The organism is Chromohalobacter sarecensis, assembly GCF_023061135.1.
Lineage (GTDB): Bacteria > Pseudomonadota > Gammaproteobacteria > Pseudomonadales > Halomonadaceae > Chromohalobacter > Chromohalobacter sarecensis.
On record NZ_JAKGAN010000007.1, the window covers coordinates 111,616 to 126,303 of the forward strand.

Genomic DNA, 14,688 nt, shown 5'->3' on the forward strand with positions numbered 1-14,688 from the left:
GTGCCTGGCAGCGTTAGGCGCTTTCGCGCATACGCCGTCTGAACAGGGGCTCCGGCGTGTCGGTGCCGGGCTGGTAGCTGAGGCTGAACGTGTCCAGAGCGTTGAGTGCATCTTCGACGATTTGATCTTCGCGCAGCAAGAAGGCGTCGAAGCCGCAACGCGACATGTAATACAGCTGATCGATCAGGACGTCGCCGACCGCGCGAATCTGTCCCCGGTACCCATGGCGCTCGCGAAGCTGACGCGCAATGCTGTAGCCACGGCCATCGGTGAACCTGGGAAAGTCGATGGCGACCAGCGGCGCGGCAAGTAGCTGCTCGGCGAGCTCGGGCGTAAGCTCGGTATCGCTGGCAAGCAACGGCGCGATGTCGTCGCCGGACGCTTCCTGCCACTCCACCAACGGGACGATGACCCGCCCGCTCTCGGGGCGTGGTGCATCTTCCTCGCAGAGTACCCATTCATCGTCCTCAACGCGGCGATTGGCGATCAGGGTGCGTGGCTGCTCAGGCATAGACATGCTCCTTGAAAGGCTTCAGGCCGATGCGGCGATAGGTATCGAGAAACGTCTCGTCGGGCGTACGTTCACCGACGTAGACCTTCAGCAGCTTGTCGATCACGTTGGTCACGTCTTCTCGGTAGAAAGAGGGACCAAGAATTTTGCCCAGTGACGACTCGTTGCCCTGACTGCCGCCCAGTGAAATCTGGTAATACTCCTCGCCCTTCTTGTCGACGCCGAGAATACCGATATGCCCCACGTGGTGGTGACCGCAGGCATTCATGCAGCCGGAGATGTTGAGTTCCAGCGGCCCCAGATCATAGAGGAAGTCCAGATCTTCGAAGCGCTGCTGGATTTCCTGGGCAACGGGGATCGACTTGGCATTGGCCAGCGAGCAGTAATCGCCGCCCGGGCAGCAGATCAAATCGGCCAGAGTCCCCACGGTAGGATTGGCCATGCCCAGTGTCTCGAGCCGTTGCCAGAGTTCTTGCATGCGATCCACCGGCACATCGGTCAGCACCAGATTCTGCTCGTGCGTAACGCGCAGCTCGCCATAACCGAATTCATCGGCCAGATCCGCAACGGCGGCCATGTCTTCAGAGGTCACATCGCCGGGTGAATGGTCGTGACGCTTGAGCGACAGCGTCACGGCCTTGTAACCGGGGACCTTGTGATCGGTGACGTTGTTGGTCACGAAGCGAGCGAAGGCACGGTTTTCCCCGCGCAGGCGCTCGTAGGCCTGGATGGCGTCCTCGGCAACGTCGCGGCGGGGCGGCTCGACGAAGTGACCGGTCACGGCGGAAATCGCCTCGTCGGTCAACGTCTGCGGGCCATCCTTGAGATGCGCCCACTCCGCCTCGGTACGACGCCTAAACTCGTCGATGCCCAGTGCCTTGACCAGAATCTTGATACGCGCCTTGAACTTGTTGTCGCGCCGGCCGTATTGGTTGTAGACGCGCAGGATCGCTTCGAGATACGTCAGCAGGTGTTGCCACGGCAGGTCGTCACAGATCACGGCGCCGATCATCGGCGTACGCCCCAGACCACCGCCAACAAGTACCTTGACGCGCACGTCGCCGTCCGCGTTGCGCCAGAAGCGCAGGCCCACGTCGTGCACCTGGATGGCCGCGCGGTCTTCCTCGGCACCGGTCACGGCGATCTTGAACTTGCGCGGCAGATAGGCGAACTCGGGGTGGAAGGTCGACCACTGACGAATGAGTTCGCACCAGGGCCGCGGGTCGACATCCTCGTCGCCGGCGATGCCGGAAAACTGATCGGTGGTGGTATTACGGATATCGTTGCCGCTGGTTTGGATGGCATGCATTTGCACGCTCGCCAGATCGGCCAGGATATCCGGCACGTCCTCGAGTTTCGGCCAGTTCAGCTGCAGATTGGTACGCGTGGTGAAATGGCCATAGCCGCGATCGTAGCGTGCGGCGATCTCGCCCAGCTTGCGTAGCTGATAGGAGGCCAGCATGCCGTAGGGAATGGCAATACGCAGCATCGGCGCATAGCGCTGTACATAGAGGCCGTTCTGCACGCGCAGCGGTAGAAATTCTTCGTCGCTGATCTTGCCTTCGAGATAGCGGCGCATCTGGTCGCGGAACTGGGCGACGCGCTCGTCGACGAGCGTTTGGTCGTACGTGTCGTACCGATACATACAGGCGGTGTCCTGCTAGTCACATGGATTGCCGTAGCAGGGCACCTTACCCTGCCTTCTATATTCTTTGAAAGAATAAATAATAATAGCTTATTGCATTTATGTTATTAAAAAGGCCGTTCGATGGTATCTCTCATTCGGGATCGTAGGACAATACTGGCGATAACCAGCGCTCGAGATCCTTCAATGGCATCTGCTTGCGCGCCGCCAGCGATTCGACCTGGTCCCGCCCGATCTTGCCGGTAGAAAAGTATTTCGAGTGCGGATGCGAGAAGTACCAGCCTGAGACCGCCGCCGAGGGCCACATAGCGTAGTTGTCGGTCAGCTCGATGCCGGTCTTGGCGGTGGCATCCAGCAACCGGAAGAGCGTGGCCTTCTCGGTATGGTCCGGGCAGGCGGGGTAGCCGGGAGCAGGCCGAATGCCCTGGTACTTTTCGGCGATCAACGCGTCGTTGTCCAGGGTTTCATTGGGCACATACCCCCAGAATTCCTTGCGTACACGCTCGTGCATGCGTTCGGCGAAGGCTTCTGCGAGGCGATCGGCGAGGGCCTTGACCATGATGGCGTTGTAATCGTCGCCGGCCGCCTCGTATTGCTTTGCTAGCTCGTCCGCACCGTGCCCGGTGGTCACCGCGAAACCGCCGATCCAATCCTGCTTGCCGCTGGGGTCGCCGTTTTCCTGGTCACGCGGCGCGATGAAGTCGGCGAGGCTTTGGCAGACGCCGTCGCGGTTCTTGGTGGTCTGTTGGCGAATATGGTGCAGACGCTCGATCACCTCGCTGCGCGAAGTGTCGGCATAGACCTCGAGGCTATCGTCGTCGATGCTGTTGGCAGGCCACATGCCGATCACACCGCGCGCCGTTATGTGGCGTTCATCGACTAGCTTGTGAAGCATCGTCTGGGCATCGGCAAACAGGCTGCAGGCCGCCTCGCCGACGACCTTGTCCTCAAGAATCTTGGGGTACTTGCCGGACAACTGCCAGCTCATAAAAAAGGGCGTCCAGTCGATGCGCTCGACCAGCTCTTCCAACGGATAATCGTCGAATACCTTGAGCCCGCTGAAGGTTGGTTCGGGCGGCGTGTAATCGGCCCAATCGAGTGCGGGACGGCGTTCGCGCGCCTCACTGTAAGTGAGGTCGGCAGCCTTGGGGCGACGCTTGGCATTGCGCTCGCGAACCTTGTCGTATTCCTCGCGTATCTCCTCGACGTAACTCGGCTTGAGCGTCGGTGAGAGCAAGCGGCTGGCAACGCCGACGGCGCGCGAGGCATCGCTGACGTAGATGACCGGCTGTTCGTACTGTGGCGCGATCTTGACCGAGGTGTGGGCCTTGGAGGTCGTCGCACCGCCGATCAGCAGCGGGATCGTGAAGTCCTGGCGCTGCATTTCCTTGGCTACGTGGACCATCTCGTCCAGCGACGGCGTGATCAGCCCAGATAAGCCGATGATGTCGGCGTTGTGCTCGCGCGCGGCGGCGAAGATCTTCTCCGCCGGCACCATCACGCCGAGGTCGATGACCTCGTAGTTGTTACACTGCAGGACCACGCCGACGATGTTCTTGCCGATGTCATGCACGTCGCCCTTGACCGTGGCCATGACGATCTTGCCCTTGGCCTGGGCACCCGCGCTCTTCTCGGCTTCGATGTAGGGGATGAGATAGGCGACCGCCTGTTTCATGACCCGCGCCGACTTGACCACCTGAGGCAGGAACATCTTGCCATCGCCGAACAGGTCGCCGACCACGTTCATGCCGTCCATCAGGGGCCCTTCGATGACCTCGATGGGGCGCTCGGCACGTTGTCGCGCCAGTTCGGTGTCGTCCTCGATGTACGCGGTGATGCCCTTGATCAGGGCATGCTCGATGCGTTTCTCAACTTCCCAGCTACGCCATTCCAGGTCTTCCTTCTTCTCGCCGCCACTGCCGTCGCCCTTGTATTTGTCGGCAATGTCGAGCAGGCGTTCCGTGCCGTCGTCGCGACGATTGAGCACCACGTCTTCGACGGCCTCGCGCAGTTCGGCGGGCAGATCGTCGTAGACCGCCAGCTGTCCGGCGTTGACGATGCCCATGCTCAGGCCAGCCTTGATGGCGTGATAGAGGAATACCGAGTGGATCGCTTCACGCACCGCGTTATTGCCGCGAAACGAGAACGAGACGTTGGAAACGCCGCCCGAGAGCATGGCATGCGGCAGATGCTTGCGAATCCACTGCGAGGCTTCGATGAAGTCGACGGCGTAGTTGTTGTGCTCCTCGATGCCCGTGGCAATGGCGAAGATGTTGGGGTCGAAGATGATGTCTTCGGCGGGAAAGCCGATATCATCGACCAACAGGCGGTAGGCGCGCTCGCAGATCTGCGTCTTGCGCTGGAAGGTGTCCGCCTGGCCTTGTTCGTCGAAGGCCATGACCACGATGGCAGCCCCGTAGCGGCGGCAGGCCATGGCCTGTTGGCGAAAGGCGTCTTCACCTTCCTTGAGCGAGATCGAGTTGACCACCGACTTGCCCTGGACGCATTTGAGCCCCGCCTCGATTATCTCCCACTTCGAGGAGTCGAGCATGATCGGCACGCGCGAGATATCCGGCTCCGAAGCGATCAGATTCAGGAAGCGCACCATGGCGTCCTGGGACTCGAGCATGCCCTCGTCCATGTTGATGTCGATGACCTGGGCGCCGTTCTCGACCTGCTCCAGCGCGACTTCGAGCGCGGTGGTGTAGTCCTCTTCCTTGATCAAGCGCTTGAAGCGCGCCGACCCGGTGACGTTGGTACGCTCACCAACGTTGACGAACAGCGAGTCCGCTTCGATGTTGAACGGCTCCAACCCTGCGAGACGGCAGGCCTTAGGACGCTCGGCGACATGACGCGGCGCCAGCTCGCTCACCGCCTCGCGAATGGCAGCAATATGCTCCGGCGCGGTACCGCAACAACCGCCGATGATATTGACCATGCCGCTTTCGGCGAATTCACGCACGATCGCTGCCATTTCCTCGGCGGTCTGGTCGTATTCACCGAACTCGTTGGGCAACCCCGCGTTGGGGTGCGCCGAGACGAAGGTATCGGCCTTGTGGGAGAGTTCTTCGAGATAGGGCCGCAGTTCCGCCGCGCCGAGGGCGCAGTTGAGCCCCACGGACAGCGGTTGAGCGTGGCGGATCGAGTTCCAGAACGCCTCGGTGGTCTGTCCGGAAAGCGTGCGCCCGGAGGCATCGGTGATAGTACCCGAGATCATCACCGGCCAACGCTTGCCACGCGCTTCGAACAGCCTTTCGAGCGCATAGATGGCGGCCTTGGCGTTGAGCGTGTCGAAGATGGTCTCGATCATGAACAGGTCGACACCGCCGTCGATCAGGGCGTCGGCCGCCTCATAGTAGTTGTCGAACAACTGATCGAACGTGACATTGCGCTTGGCGGGGTCGTTGACATCCGGCGAGAGCGACGCCGTGCGCGAGGTTGGCCCCAGCACGCCGGCGACATAGCGGGGCACGTCGGTTTCCGAGCCCACTGCCTCGCAGACATCCTTGGCTAGACGCGCCGCTTCACGGTTAATCTCCGGCACCAGAGCCTGCATGTCGTAATCGGATTGCGACAATTGGGTGCTGTTGAAGGTGTTGGTTTCGACAATATCCGCGCCGGCTTCGAGATAGGCGCGATGAATGTCGCGTACCACATCGGGACGCGTCAGCACCAACAAGTCATTATTGCCCTTTAGATCGCTCGGCCAGTCGGCGAAGCGCTGTCCCCGGAAGTCGTCTTCATCCAGCTCGTAGCCCTGCAGCATGGTGCCCATGCCGCCATCGAGGATCATGATGCGCCGTGCCAGCTGTTCGTGAAGTGACGAGAACGCAGCGGCGAGTGTTAATGACGAAGCAGTGGCGGCAGGCATGTCAGCGTATTTCTCCAGCGGGATCCGAGCGATAGAACGTGCGTCAGCGAAACAGGCCGGAGGCCGATGTCACGCAGGCGGTACATGAGGCGGGGATGGTACCAGAAGCGCCGCAATGTGGGCAGTCGCCAAGACCCAGCAAAATACTCGGGATTGTGTCGGGCGACGCTTTTTCATACCATGAAGGCAACATCTCAGGTAGAGAGTAACGTTTTATGAGCCAGCCCATCCAAATCACCGACAACGCTCAGGAATATCTTGCCGAGCTGTTGGCCAAGCAGAACGTCGAAGGCATCGCGGTGCGTATCTTCATCACCCAGCCGGGGACGCCCTACGCCGAGACCTGCCTGGCGTATTGCCGTCCGGGTGAGGAAGAGCCTAGCGACGAAAGGCTCGATCTGGACAAGATCACGGTATATCTTGAGAAGAACAGCATCGCGTTTCTCGAAGAAGCGGTGGTCGACTTCAATTCGGACCGCATGGGTGGCCAGCTGACCATCAAGGCGCCCAATGCCAAGATGCCGCAGGTCAATGCCGACAGCCCGTTAGAAGATCGTGTCAATTACGTGCTTTACAGCGAAATCAATCCCGGCCTGGCAGCGCATGGGGGTGAAATTCGCCTGATGCAGTTGACCGAGGAAAATGTCGCCGTACTGCAGTTCGGCGGTGGTTGCCAAGGGTGCGCTGCGGTCGATATAACCCTTAAAGACGGGGTCGAGAAGACGCTGGTCGAGCGCATTCCCGAATTGGTCGGTATCCGTGACGTCACCGACCACACCGACGATACCAACGCCTATTACCGCTGATCGGCACTAGACGCGGCCATCCCCTGGGTCGTGACAGTTCTGAACCAGCATCGAAAGCCCGCCAAGTGCGGGCTTTCGTCATTTTGAGGCCTGGTGGCTAAGAAGCGTCCGTGTTTCAGATTAGACGACGAAGGGTGGCAATGGTAGGCGCGCCAGTTTTTCACGCAGCTCGCGATTGATGGCATGCTGCTGCTCGAGCTCGCGTTCTGCCCGCCGGTTGTCGCTTTGTATCTGCTGTAGCTGGCCCTGACTTTCCCGCAACTTGTTTTCCAATGCTTGCCGCTGCGAGGTCTCGCTGCGCGCTTTTTCTTCCAGTGCCGTGTAATGGCGGCGCTGCTCGGCGAGCTCAGCCTGCACACGCTCGAATTTCTGTTCCAGGGACGCAGCGCGTTTTTGGGCCTGTTTCTCGATATTCTGGCGCTCCTGACGCGCGTCATCGAGAAGCCCCATCAAGCGTGCTTCCGCCGCTTCGTGGCGCTGTTCTTCCTGTTTTAGCTGCGTTTGATGCTCACGTGAGAGCTCTGCCATGGCATCGCGGTGCTCGCTGCGAGCGGTTTCCAGGTGGCGCTGATGTTTCTGGCATTCCTCGTCGAGCTGCTGCACGCGCCGTGCCTGCTGGGTTTCCTGCTGATGGGCCGCTTGCAGTTCGCTTTGTGCATTAGCCAGCTGCATTGTCTTTTCTTCCAGCCGTGCCTGGGCCTGCTCGAAATGCGTATTCAACGCTGCCAGGCGTTCCTCGGCGTCCGCCGACTTGCGAGCGGCGGTTTGGGCCTCGGTTTGCGCCTCTTCGACACGCTGATCGGCCTCCTGACGGTAATGCGCCAGCGACTCCGCCGCCAGCGCCTGGGCTTTTTCCCAGAGATCCGTCATCCATGCCTGTAGCGCCTCCGGCGGGGTATCGCTCGCCGTGACATCCCGGTTCCGCTCCCGCCGCAATCGCCATTCCCGCAAGTGATCGCTGATGGTCGTGAAGCTTCCCGTGCCCAGGATGTCGCGGATCTTCTGGACGGTGGGCGCGTCGTCTTGGCGTAGCAGCGTATCGATCGCGCGCTGTACGTCCTCGTATTGAATGCCGTTGCGGGCCATGTCGAGTCCTCTGTACCGGGCGCCACATTGGGCGTTGATTACTCCCCACAGCATACCTCGTTACCTGAAATTGGCCAATATTACGTTAAACATAATACGTAAAATACATTATGAAACTATCGATAAATTCAAGATTACGCGTATTATCTTGAATTTTTTGACGTAATATCGGAGACTCGCGGCAATAAAGACACAGAAGGCATCAGGCGTCATGCAGGACGAGCGAGGGCAGAAGCCGAAAGAACAGCAAGAAGGACGGCTCGAGGCGATCGTCGCCCTCGAAACCAGTGTCGCCTCGGCGCCGCCAGAAGCGGCGCTGAGAGAGGTTGGGAGCGGGATCGAGGGCCAGCGCGCGAGGCATAGTGCACATATCTCGGCGCGTACCGATGTCGACGCCATTGCACTCTGGCTGCGCGAATTCCAGTCGAGCCCCCAGACATGGCGCGCCTATCGCAAGGAAGCCGAGCGCTTGCTGTTGTGGCTTCAGCAGCGTGGTGAAGGGTTGCCCGACGTGCGGCGTGACACGCTGGATGCTTACGAACGATTCCTGGCCGACCCACAACCGGCATCACGCTGGGTAGGGCCGTCGCGTCCACGTGCCGATGTGGATTGGCGGCCATTCCGGCAGCCATTATCGGCGGCCAGTCGGCGTCAGTCTTTGGTCATTTTGCAGGGCATGTTCGCCTGGCTGGTCGAGGCGGGATGGCTCGAGCACAATCCGTTTCGGCTGATGCGCGACAAACGTCGCCGCATGGACAATCGCAGCGAACGTATCGAGCGTTATCTCGAGCGAGCGCTATGGCAGCGCTTCTGGGCGTGGTTGCAAACGCCGCCGTCACCGCAGGCCGGTGATGGTGCCTATTATCGTTGGGCGCGGCGGCGTTTCTTGTTCGGCTTTGCTTACCTGCTGGCACCGCGACTCGGTGAGGTGGCTCAGGCGCGCATGGGCGACTTCGTCCAGCGCGAAGGGCGCTGGTGGTGGCGGGTCGTGGGGAAGGGCGACAAGCTGGCCGAAGTGCCGGTGCCACCGGACATGATGACGTTGCTCGCGGAGTGGCGAATGACGCTGGGCGTGTCACCGCAGCCTGAACCCGACGACACCACGCCGTTGCTGCGCGCACTGGATGGCCGGCGCGGGGTAGGGGATAACCAGCTCTATCGGCTGATTCGCGAGACATTTCGGGCGGGGTACCAAGCTCTTGACGACCTGCCTGAGCCCACGCGCGCGCCGTTACAAAAGGCTACTCCCCACTGGCTGCGCCACACTGCCTTGACCCATCAGGCGCAGGCCGGCGTGGAGTTGCGCTATCTGGCGCGTACCGCTAGGCATGCGCGCCTGGACACCACCGCGCGCTACCTGCACGCCGAGGCTGAAGAGTGGCATCGTCAATTGGCACATCACCGGCTCGCGGACGCCGACACGCATGATGATGGCACGTTATAATGGGTGATCGATTTGCGAGGAGGGCGCATGACAGCACGCGAAGCACAAGCCGAACTGGCAGATGAGTTCGCCATATTCGACAACTGGATGGATCGCTACCAGTACATCATCGACATGGGCAAGCAGTTGCCGGCATTCCCTGAGTCGTTGAAAAGTGACGACACCAAGATTCAGGGATGTCAGTCCAATGTCTGGATTCACGACCGCCTGGAGAATGGCCGGCTGCATTTCGATGCAACCTCCGACGCCGCCATCGTTTCGGGGTTGATCGCCGTACTGCTGCGGATCTACAACGACCGGCCCCCCAGTGAGATTCAGGCGACGCCGCCGGACTTTCTGGGCGAACTTGGCCTCGACAAGCATTTGTCGCCGACACGCAGCAACGGGCTGCATGCCATGCTCGATCGTATCTATACAGTGGCCAAGCAAGCCGCCTAGCTTGGCTGAAGGGTGAGTTGCTGGAAAAGTGGAGGGCCGTCAGTGTGTATCGGAACCCTCGTGGTCGGCGCATGAGCCACAGTCGCCGGGTCCGGGCGGCACGGGGTCGACGCCGCCGGGATGGCCGGGGTGGCATTTCAAGATCCGCTTGAGCGCCAGCCAACTGCCTTTCAGCGGGCCATGGATCTGGATGGCCTCCACGGCATATTGCGAGCAGCTGGGCCAGAAGCGGCAGCGCGGACCGAGTAGGGGGCTGATGACGTATTGATAGCCGCGCAGCAGGCCGATCATGAGGCCCGAAAGGCACTTGCCGAGAAGGCGACGCATGGCTAGCGCTGGTCGTAGAGCTCGGCGGGATCGATCAGCGGGGCGCTGTCGATTTCCGCCGTTTCCTGGCTCAGCGCGATGTAGAAGCAGCTGCGCCGCCCGGTGTGGCACGCGGGACCTTGCTGATCGACGCTCAGCAGTAGGGTGTCGCCGTCACAGTCGAGATGTGCTGCCACCAGTTGTTGAACCTGCCCGGAGGACTCGCCCTTGCGCCACGGCTTGCCGCGCGAGCGTGACCAATAGCAGACACGCCCGGTCGCCAGCGTTTCCTCCAGTGCGGCCCGATTCATCCACGCCATCATCAACACCTCGCCGCTCTCATGCTGCTGTGCAATGGCGGGAATCAGGCCGTCATCGTTCCAACGTGCTGCATCGAGCAACGTGCTCGTCGGTTCGTATGTGCCTTGCGTGGCCGGCTCGAGTTGCTTGTAGAGATCGGTCATGGCATGTCGTCGCTTTGGTGTTGGATGAGTCAGGCGGACGCCTGGGCGGTGCAGGTCGCACACAATCCCAGTAGTTCGATGGTTTGGCGCTCGATCCGGTAGCCTTGTTGATGGGCTACCTGGGTCAGTTGCTCGTTGACGTCGTCGAGGTGCAATTCTTCCACACGCCCGCACGAACGGCATATCAGCAGCTGAAAGCCATGCACGTGCTCGGGGCAAGGGCAAGCGACATAGGCATTGAGTGACTCGATGCGATGCACCAGGCCTTGTTCGATGAGAAACTCCAGCGCGCGATAGATGGTCGGGGGGCGCGCCGAGGCATGCTCTGTGGCGAGACGGTCGAGCAGGTCATAGGCCTTGAGACCGCCAGGCGAGGTGGCGATCATTTCCAGGACACGTCGCCGGATCGGGGTGAAGCGCGCACCGTGCTTTTGGCACTGGCGTTCCGCCTGGGTCAGTAGTGCATGGGAGTCGAGCATCGCAACACCATCGTTCTCGGTAGTGCGGGGCATTCTACGCCGTTGCCCCGAACGGGGCCAGACGCGCCCGGCTTCCGCGCGCGATTATGCGGAACTGGCCAGTTCTCCTTCACGTGCGAAATGTTGCTGTGCGAAGGCGACGCGCGCCTCGACCGAGCGTGTCTCGGTTTGCTTCTCGATCAGATCCAGGCGCCGTCTTAGCCCTTCGCCATTGGCCATCTGAATGGCCAGCCCCGGGCGCGCATTGAGCTCGAGCAGCATCGGGCCATGATGGCGATCGAGTACCATGTCGGTGCCCAAGTAACCGAGCCCAGTCATTTCATAGCAACTGGCGGCCAGATGGAGCAGGGCATCCCAACCTGGAACGTACAGTGAAGCCAGGCCGTGGCCGGTGTCGGGATGGTCTTCGCGAGGGCGATTGAACTGCACGCCTCGCAAGGCCGTCCCCGTGGTGATGTCGAGTCCCACGCCGACCGCACCCTGGTGCAGGTTGGCCTTGCCATCCGATGCCGCCGTGGAAAGGCGCATCATCGCCATGACCGGATATCCGCGGAAGATGATGACGCGAATATCGGGCACGCCTTCGTAGGTATACGCGGCGAAGGCTTCGTCGAAGGCAATCAATGACTCGATCACAGCGACATCGGGAGTCCCGCCCAGCGAATAAAGCCCGGACAGAATATTGGAGACGTGTCGTTCCAGGTCAACGCGCTCGATACGCGTGCCACTGGGCTTGATGTAACCGCCATCCTGTTGGCGCTCGACGACGAGAATGCCCTTGCCGCCACTGCCCTTGGCGGGCTTGATGACGAAACCGGGCGCGTCTTTCACCACCTCGACGACGCGTTTTACATCGAACTGGGTGCTCACGGTGCCGATCAAGTCTGGCGTGGTGATGCCGTGGCGTTTGGCCAAGAGTTTAGTCTGTAGCTTATCGTCGACGAGAGGATAGAGTCGGCGATCATTGTAGCGTCCGATGTAACGTATGTTGCGGCGATTCATGCCGATGACGCCTTTGGCCTGCAACCTGGCTGGAGTCGCCCACATGTCAGTCATCCTTCGCCAAGGGCTGGAAGCGTCGCAATTCCAGCAAACGATACCCGGTATAATTCCCCAACAGCAGAATCATGGCCATGAGAATCAACTGCACGCCCAGGAAGTTGAAGGTGATGTGACGCACCCAGGGGTTGTTCATGGCCAGGTAGGCCAATACAGCGGTCAGCAGGCTGCCGAACCCTTGCTTGAAAACTTCCTTGGGGCCTTCTTCCTCCCATAGGATCGACATCCGTTCGATGGTCCACGAAAGGATAATCATCGGGAAGAAGGTGATGGTCAGCCCCGCATTGAGACCGAAGCGATACGCCATGACCGAGAATAACGAAATGATGGCGATGACCGTGATGATCACCGCCGACACTCGCGCCACCAGTAATAAATTGAGCCGCGATAGATAGCTGCGAATCACCAGGCCCACGGCAACGACGAGCAGAAAACCGACCAAACCGGTAAGCAGGGTCGTCTGGATGAAAGCCAGGGCGATCAAAACCGGCATGAAAGTGCCGGAGGTCTCGAGTCCTACGAGAACACGCAGCAGCACGACGACCAGTGCCCCAATGGGAATCAACAGGATCGTCTTGAAGAGTGCCTGTTCCTCGATGGGCAAGCTGTGAATGGAGAAGTTGAGCAGGGTATCGTCGGTAAACTGATTGCGCACCGCGACCGATGCCGGCTCATTATGGCGCAGCATCGAGAAACTCACGCGAGAGTCGCTGCCGCCCTGGACTTCGAGCACGGCATTGCCATTACGCTCCCACAACAGGAGGTTCTCGGGTTTGCCTTGCTCTCCGGTGCGGGGATTAATCAGCACCCACTTGTCGTTTTCGAACACTTGCAGCCAGGAGGTCAACGATTGCCGACGACGGCCGTCTTCCAACGTCAAGCCATTGACGATCCGGGCATGAACGTCGGCTTGATTGAGCAAGCGCGTCAGCAATACAGGGCGCTCGTATTGAGAGAGCAGGAGTCGGGCGTTTTCTCCCTGGCGCTGATCGGTGAATTCCTTGATCAACTCGCGCGTGAATGTGAAGGCATCCGCCGAGCGCTCATGTGCTTGACCGATGACTTCTCTGGCAGCGGTGTCGTAAGGCCGCTCCCAGCCGATATCGCGTTGTAATGCCGGAGGCTCGGCTAGAAATTCTTCTTCGCCATCGGTTACTAGAAGTTGAGCCGAGTAATAAAGCTGCTGAGGCCCATTAGCTTGCCGGATGGCCCACTGCGCATGGCGTGCCTTGTCATCACGCAAATACGACAGTCCGAACCCCGAGGAGGCGGTGTTTTCCGTCAGCAGGCGGAAGCCTGGCTGATTGGAGGGTAGGGCAAGATCGACTCTGACGGGGCCATTGTCAGCATCGAAATTGACCTGTGCCTCGACTTCCCATATTTGCCGTTGCTCGCCCGGCATGAAGGGAACTTCGTAGTGAAAATGCCGGAAGATGGTCAAGACGATACCGATGGCCAGCAAGGCGCCGACCAACAGGTAAAAGGGCACTCGAGACATGCATTATCCTTGTCGACAAGGCGGCGTCGCCGTGACGCCGTCCACTAAAGGTTATCGAGATGCGCCATGGAGGGGCGCCGTCTCAGCGAGCTTCTTCCTCGCTATCGTTGTCCTGCTGATCCTTTTCCGCTTCTGCCGCGCTCTCGCCACCGGGGTATTCCGGCCGCGGATGAATATAGGCCTGGCTGACGTCGATCAGCGCAATGTCCATGAAGAAGCGCCGGCCCAACAAGACGGGATAATCGAGATGCGAGCGGTCGTTGAGCGTGAACTCGACGCGTTGCTTGAGGGGCCCCAAGGTCATCAGCAAACTGATCACGGGGCGATTATCGGTGCCCGATGCTTGGATAATCTTGACGCGGCGTGTCACCGGCGCCTCGATCACGTCGTCACGCATCCCATCGACGGCCGGCTCGTCATCTTCGAGTGCCAGCTTGAAACGCACCCAGCTTTCGCCATCGCGTTCGAACTCCGTCACATCATGCGCCGAGAGCGATGATGTATTGGCGCCGGAATCTACACGAGCCTTGAGATAGGTACCAACCGTGGGAAAGCCGACCCATTCATTGCGACCCAGCATTTCCTTGCTGGCAGTATCGTTACGCTTGACGGGACACGTGGTCACCACACGAGGTTCTTGACCGATATTCTCGACATCAGCGCGTAAGTGCCGCAGCAGCTTGCCATTAGCCCGTACATTGTCACCGATGCGTTGTGCGCGCTCGGCTTGAACACGTAACAGCTCGGTTTGAGTCGAGCAGCGTAGCGCCAGATTGTTCTCTAGACTCTCCAGACGTTGGTCGAAAGCCGTTTCGGTCAAGTCGTCGGCGGGCTGGGTCACTTGCGGTGAGACGCAACCTGCGAGCGTCAGCACACCAAGGCACAAAGCGGAAAGAAATAACGAGCGGGAGTGCATAGCATCTTCCTGTCGCGGGCCATCTTGGCAACGCATTGAAACGAAACGAGAGGGCGTAGAACTCAGACGCCAGAATATCAGACGCCTGAACAAAATCGCGCTTGATCATACGGAGTCGGTTGCCTGGGTGTCCATTACTGACACAAGATAAAACATGGCATTTAA

At 60.1% G+C, this 14,688-nt stretch carries 13 protein-coding genes; 3 read left to right on the forward strand and 10 right to left on the reverse strand.

The annotated features are described in order from the left end of the window. Nucleotides 1-13: 13 nt before the first annotated feature. The 3 genes from L1071_RS12395 to metH form a co-directional block, all read right to left on the reverse strand. The gene (locus L1071_RS12395; protein ID WP_246975308.1) at nt 14-511 is read right to left on the reverse strand and encodes a DUF934 domain-containing protein; all 498 of its coding nucleotides are present in this window, start codon (nt 509-511) and stop codon (nt 14-16) included. After that, nucleotides 504-2,156 carry a nitrite/sulfite reductase gene (locus tag L1071_RS12400; protein ID WP_246975310.1) on the reverse strand — a complete coding sequence of 551 codons (1,653 nt, stop codon included), beginning with the start codon at nt 2,154-2,156 and terminating at the stop codon, nt 504-506. The genes L1071_RS12395 and L1071_RS12400 overlap by 8 nt, the downstream gene beginning before the upstream one ends. 133 nt (nt 2,157-2,289) lie before the next feature. Continuing rightward, on the reverse strand, nt 2,290-6,027 hold the full coding sequence (gene metH, locus L1071_RS12405) for a methionine synthase (RefSeq protein ID WP_246975312.1): 3,738 nt from the start codon (nt 6,025-6,027) through the stop codon (nt 2,290-2,292). 215 nt (nt 6,028-6,242) lie between these two features. Here metH and nfuA point away from each other — a divergent pair, with 215 nt between their 5' ends. Then, nucleotides 6,243-6,833, forward strand: a complete 591-nt coding sequence (nfuA, locus tag L1071_RS12410; RefSeq protein ID WP_246975314.1) for a Fe-S biogenesis protein NfuA — start codon at nt 6,243-6,245, stop codon at nt 6,831-6,833. A 120-nt stretch (nt 6,834-6,953) separates the two neighbouring features. Here nfuA and L1071_RS12415 read toward each other — a convergent pair whose 3' ends face one another. Then, nucleotides 6,954-7,919, reverse strand: coding sequence for a DNA-binding protein (locus tag L1071_RS12415; protein ID WP_246975316.1), 966 nt, complete (start codon nt 7,917-7,919; stop codon nt 6,954-6,956). Between the two features lie 211 nt (nt 7,920-8,130). Between L1071_RS12415 and L1071_RS12420 the strand changes: the two genes are divergently transcribed. Both L1071_RS12420 and L1071_RS12425 read left to right on the forward strand, forming a co-directional pair. Next, entirely contained in the window at nt 8,131-9,363 is a 1,233-nt protein-coding gene (locus L1071_RS12420) for a tyrosine-type recombinase/integrase (RefSeq protein WP_246975318.1), read from the forward strand. 27 nt (nt 9,364-9,390) lie between these two features. Continuing rightward, the gene (locus L1071_RS12425; RefSeq protein WP_246975319.1) at nt 9,391-9,801 is read left to right on the forward strand and encodes a SufE family protein; all 411 of its coding nucleotides are present in this window, start codon (nt 9,391-9,393) and stop codon (nt 9,799-9,801) included. A gap of 39 nt (nt 9,802-9,840) precedes the next feature. On the opposite strand, the gene yidD is transcribed toward L1071_RS12425, so the two are convergent. The 6 genes from yidD to L1071_RS12455 all read right to left on the reverse strand — a co-directional run bounded on the left by yidD (nt 9,841) and on the right by L1071_RS12455 (nt 14,523). Beyond that, nucleotides 9,841-10,128, reverse strand: coding sequence for a membrane protein insertion efficiency factor YidD (gene yidD, locus L1071_RS12430; RefSeq protein WP_246975321.1), 288 nt, complete (start codon nt 10,126-10,128; stop codon nt 9,841-9,843). A gap of 2 nt (nt 10,129-10,130) precedes the next feature. Continuing rightward, complete coding sequence (gene hisI / locus L1071_RS12435) at nt 10,131-10,571, reverse strand: phosphoribosyl-AMP cyclohydrolase (RefSeq protein WP_246975323.1); 441 nt, start codon at nt 10,569-10,571, stop codon at nt 10,131-10,133. Between the two features lie 29 nt (nt 10,572-10,600). After that, nucleotides 10,601-11,050 (reverse strand): Fur family transcriptional regulator, encoded by a 450-nt coding sequence (locus L1071_RS12440; protein WP_246975324.1) that lies wholly within the window; start codon nt 11,048-11,050, stop codon nt 10,601-10,603. 84 nt (nt 11,051-11,134) lie between these two features. Further along, nucleotides 11,135-12,097 (reverse strand): alpha-L-glutamate ligase-like protein, encoded by a 963-nt coding sequence (locus L1071_RS12445; protein WP_246975326.1) that lies wholly within the window; start codon nt 12,095-12,097, stop codon nt 11,135-11,137. Nucleotide 12,098: 1 nt separating this feature from the next. Then, nucleotides 12,099-13,607 carry an inactive transglutaminase family protein gene (locus L1071_RS12450; protein ID WP_246975328.1) on the reverse strand — a complete coding sequence of 503 codons (1,509 nt, stop codon included), beginning with the start codon at nt 13,605-13,607 and terminating at the stop codon, nt 12,099-12,101. An 82-nt stretch (nt 13,608-13,689) separates the two neighbouring features. After that, nucleotides 13,690-14,523 (reverse strand): ATP-dependent zinc protease family protein, encoded by an 834-nt coding sequence (locus L1071_RS12455; RefSeq protein WP_246975330.1) that lies wholly within the window; start codon nt 14,521-14,523, stop codon nt 13,690-13,692. Between the last annotated feature and the right edge of the window lie 165 nt (nt 14,524-14,688).

Bases quoted from the DNA above. Each gene is read 5' to 3' on its own strand.
- L1071_RS12395 (WP_246975308.1), bottom strand. From the start codon at position 511: ATGCCTGAGCAGCCACGCACCCTGATCGCCAATCGCCGCGTTGAGGAC.
- L1071_RS12400 (WP_246975310.1), bottom strand. From the start codon at position 2,156: ATGTATCGGTACGACACGTACGACCAAACGCTCGTCGACGAGCGCGTC.
- metH (WP_246975312.1), bottom strand. From the start codon at position 6,027: ATGCCTGCCGCCACTGCTTCGTCATTAACACTCGCCGCTGCGTTCTCG.
- nfuA (WP_246975314.1), top strand. From the start codon at position 6,243: ATGAGCCAGCCCATCCAAATCACCGACAACGCTCAGGAATATCTTGCC.
- L1071_RS12415 (WP_246975316.1), bottom strand. From the start codon at position 7,919: ATGGCCCGCAACGGCATTCAATACGAGGACGTACAGCGCGCGATCGAT.
- L1071_RS12420 (WP_246975318.1), top strand. From the start codon at position 8,131: ATGCAGGACGAGCGAGGGCAGAAGCCGAAAGAACAGCAAGAAGGACGG.
- L1071_RS12425 (WP_246975319.1), top strand. From the start codon at position 9,391: ATGACAGCACGCGAAGCACAAGCCGAACTGGCAGATGAGTTCGCCATA.
- yidD (WP_246975321.1), bottom strand. From the start codon at position 10,128: ATGCGTCGCCTTCTCGGCAAGTGCCTTTCGGGCCTCATGATCGGCCTG.
- hisI (WP_246975323.1), bottom strand. From the start codon at position 10,571: ATGACCGATCTCTACAAGCAACTCGAGCCGGCCACGCAAGGCACATAC.
- L1071_RS12440 (WP_246975324.1), bottom strand. From the start codon at position 11,050: ATGCTCGACTCCCATGCACTACTGACCCAGGCGGAACGCCAGTGCCAA.
- L1071_RS12445 (WP_246975326.1), bottom strand. From the start codon at position 12,097: ATGTGGGCGACTCCAGCCAGGTTGCAGGCCAAAGGCGTCATCGGCATG.
- L1071_RS12450 (WP_246975328.1), bottom strand. From the start codon at position 13,607: ATGTCTCGAGTGCCCTTTTACCTGTTGGTCGGCGCCTTGCTGGCCATC.
- L1071_RS12455 (WP_246975330.1), bottom strand. From the start codon at position 14,523: ATGCACTCCCGCTCGTTATTTCTTTCCGCTTTGTGCCTTGGTGTGCTG.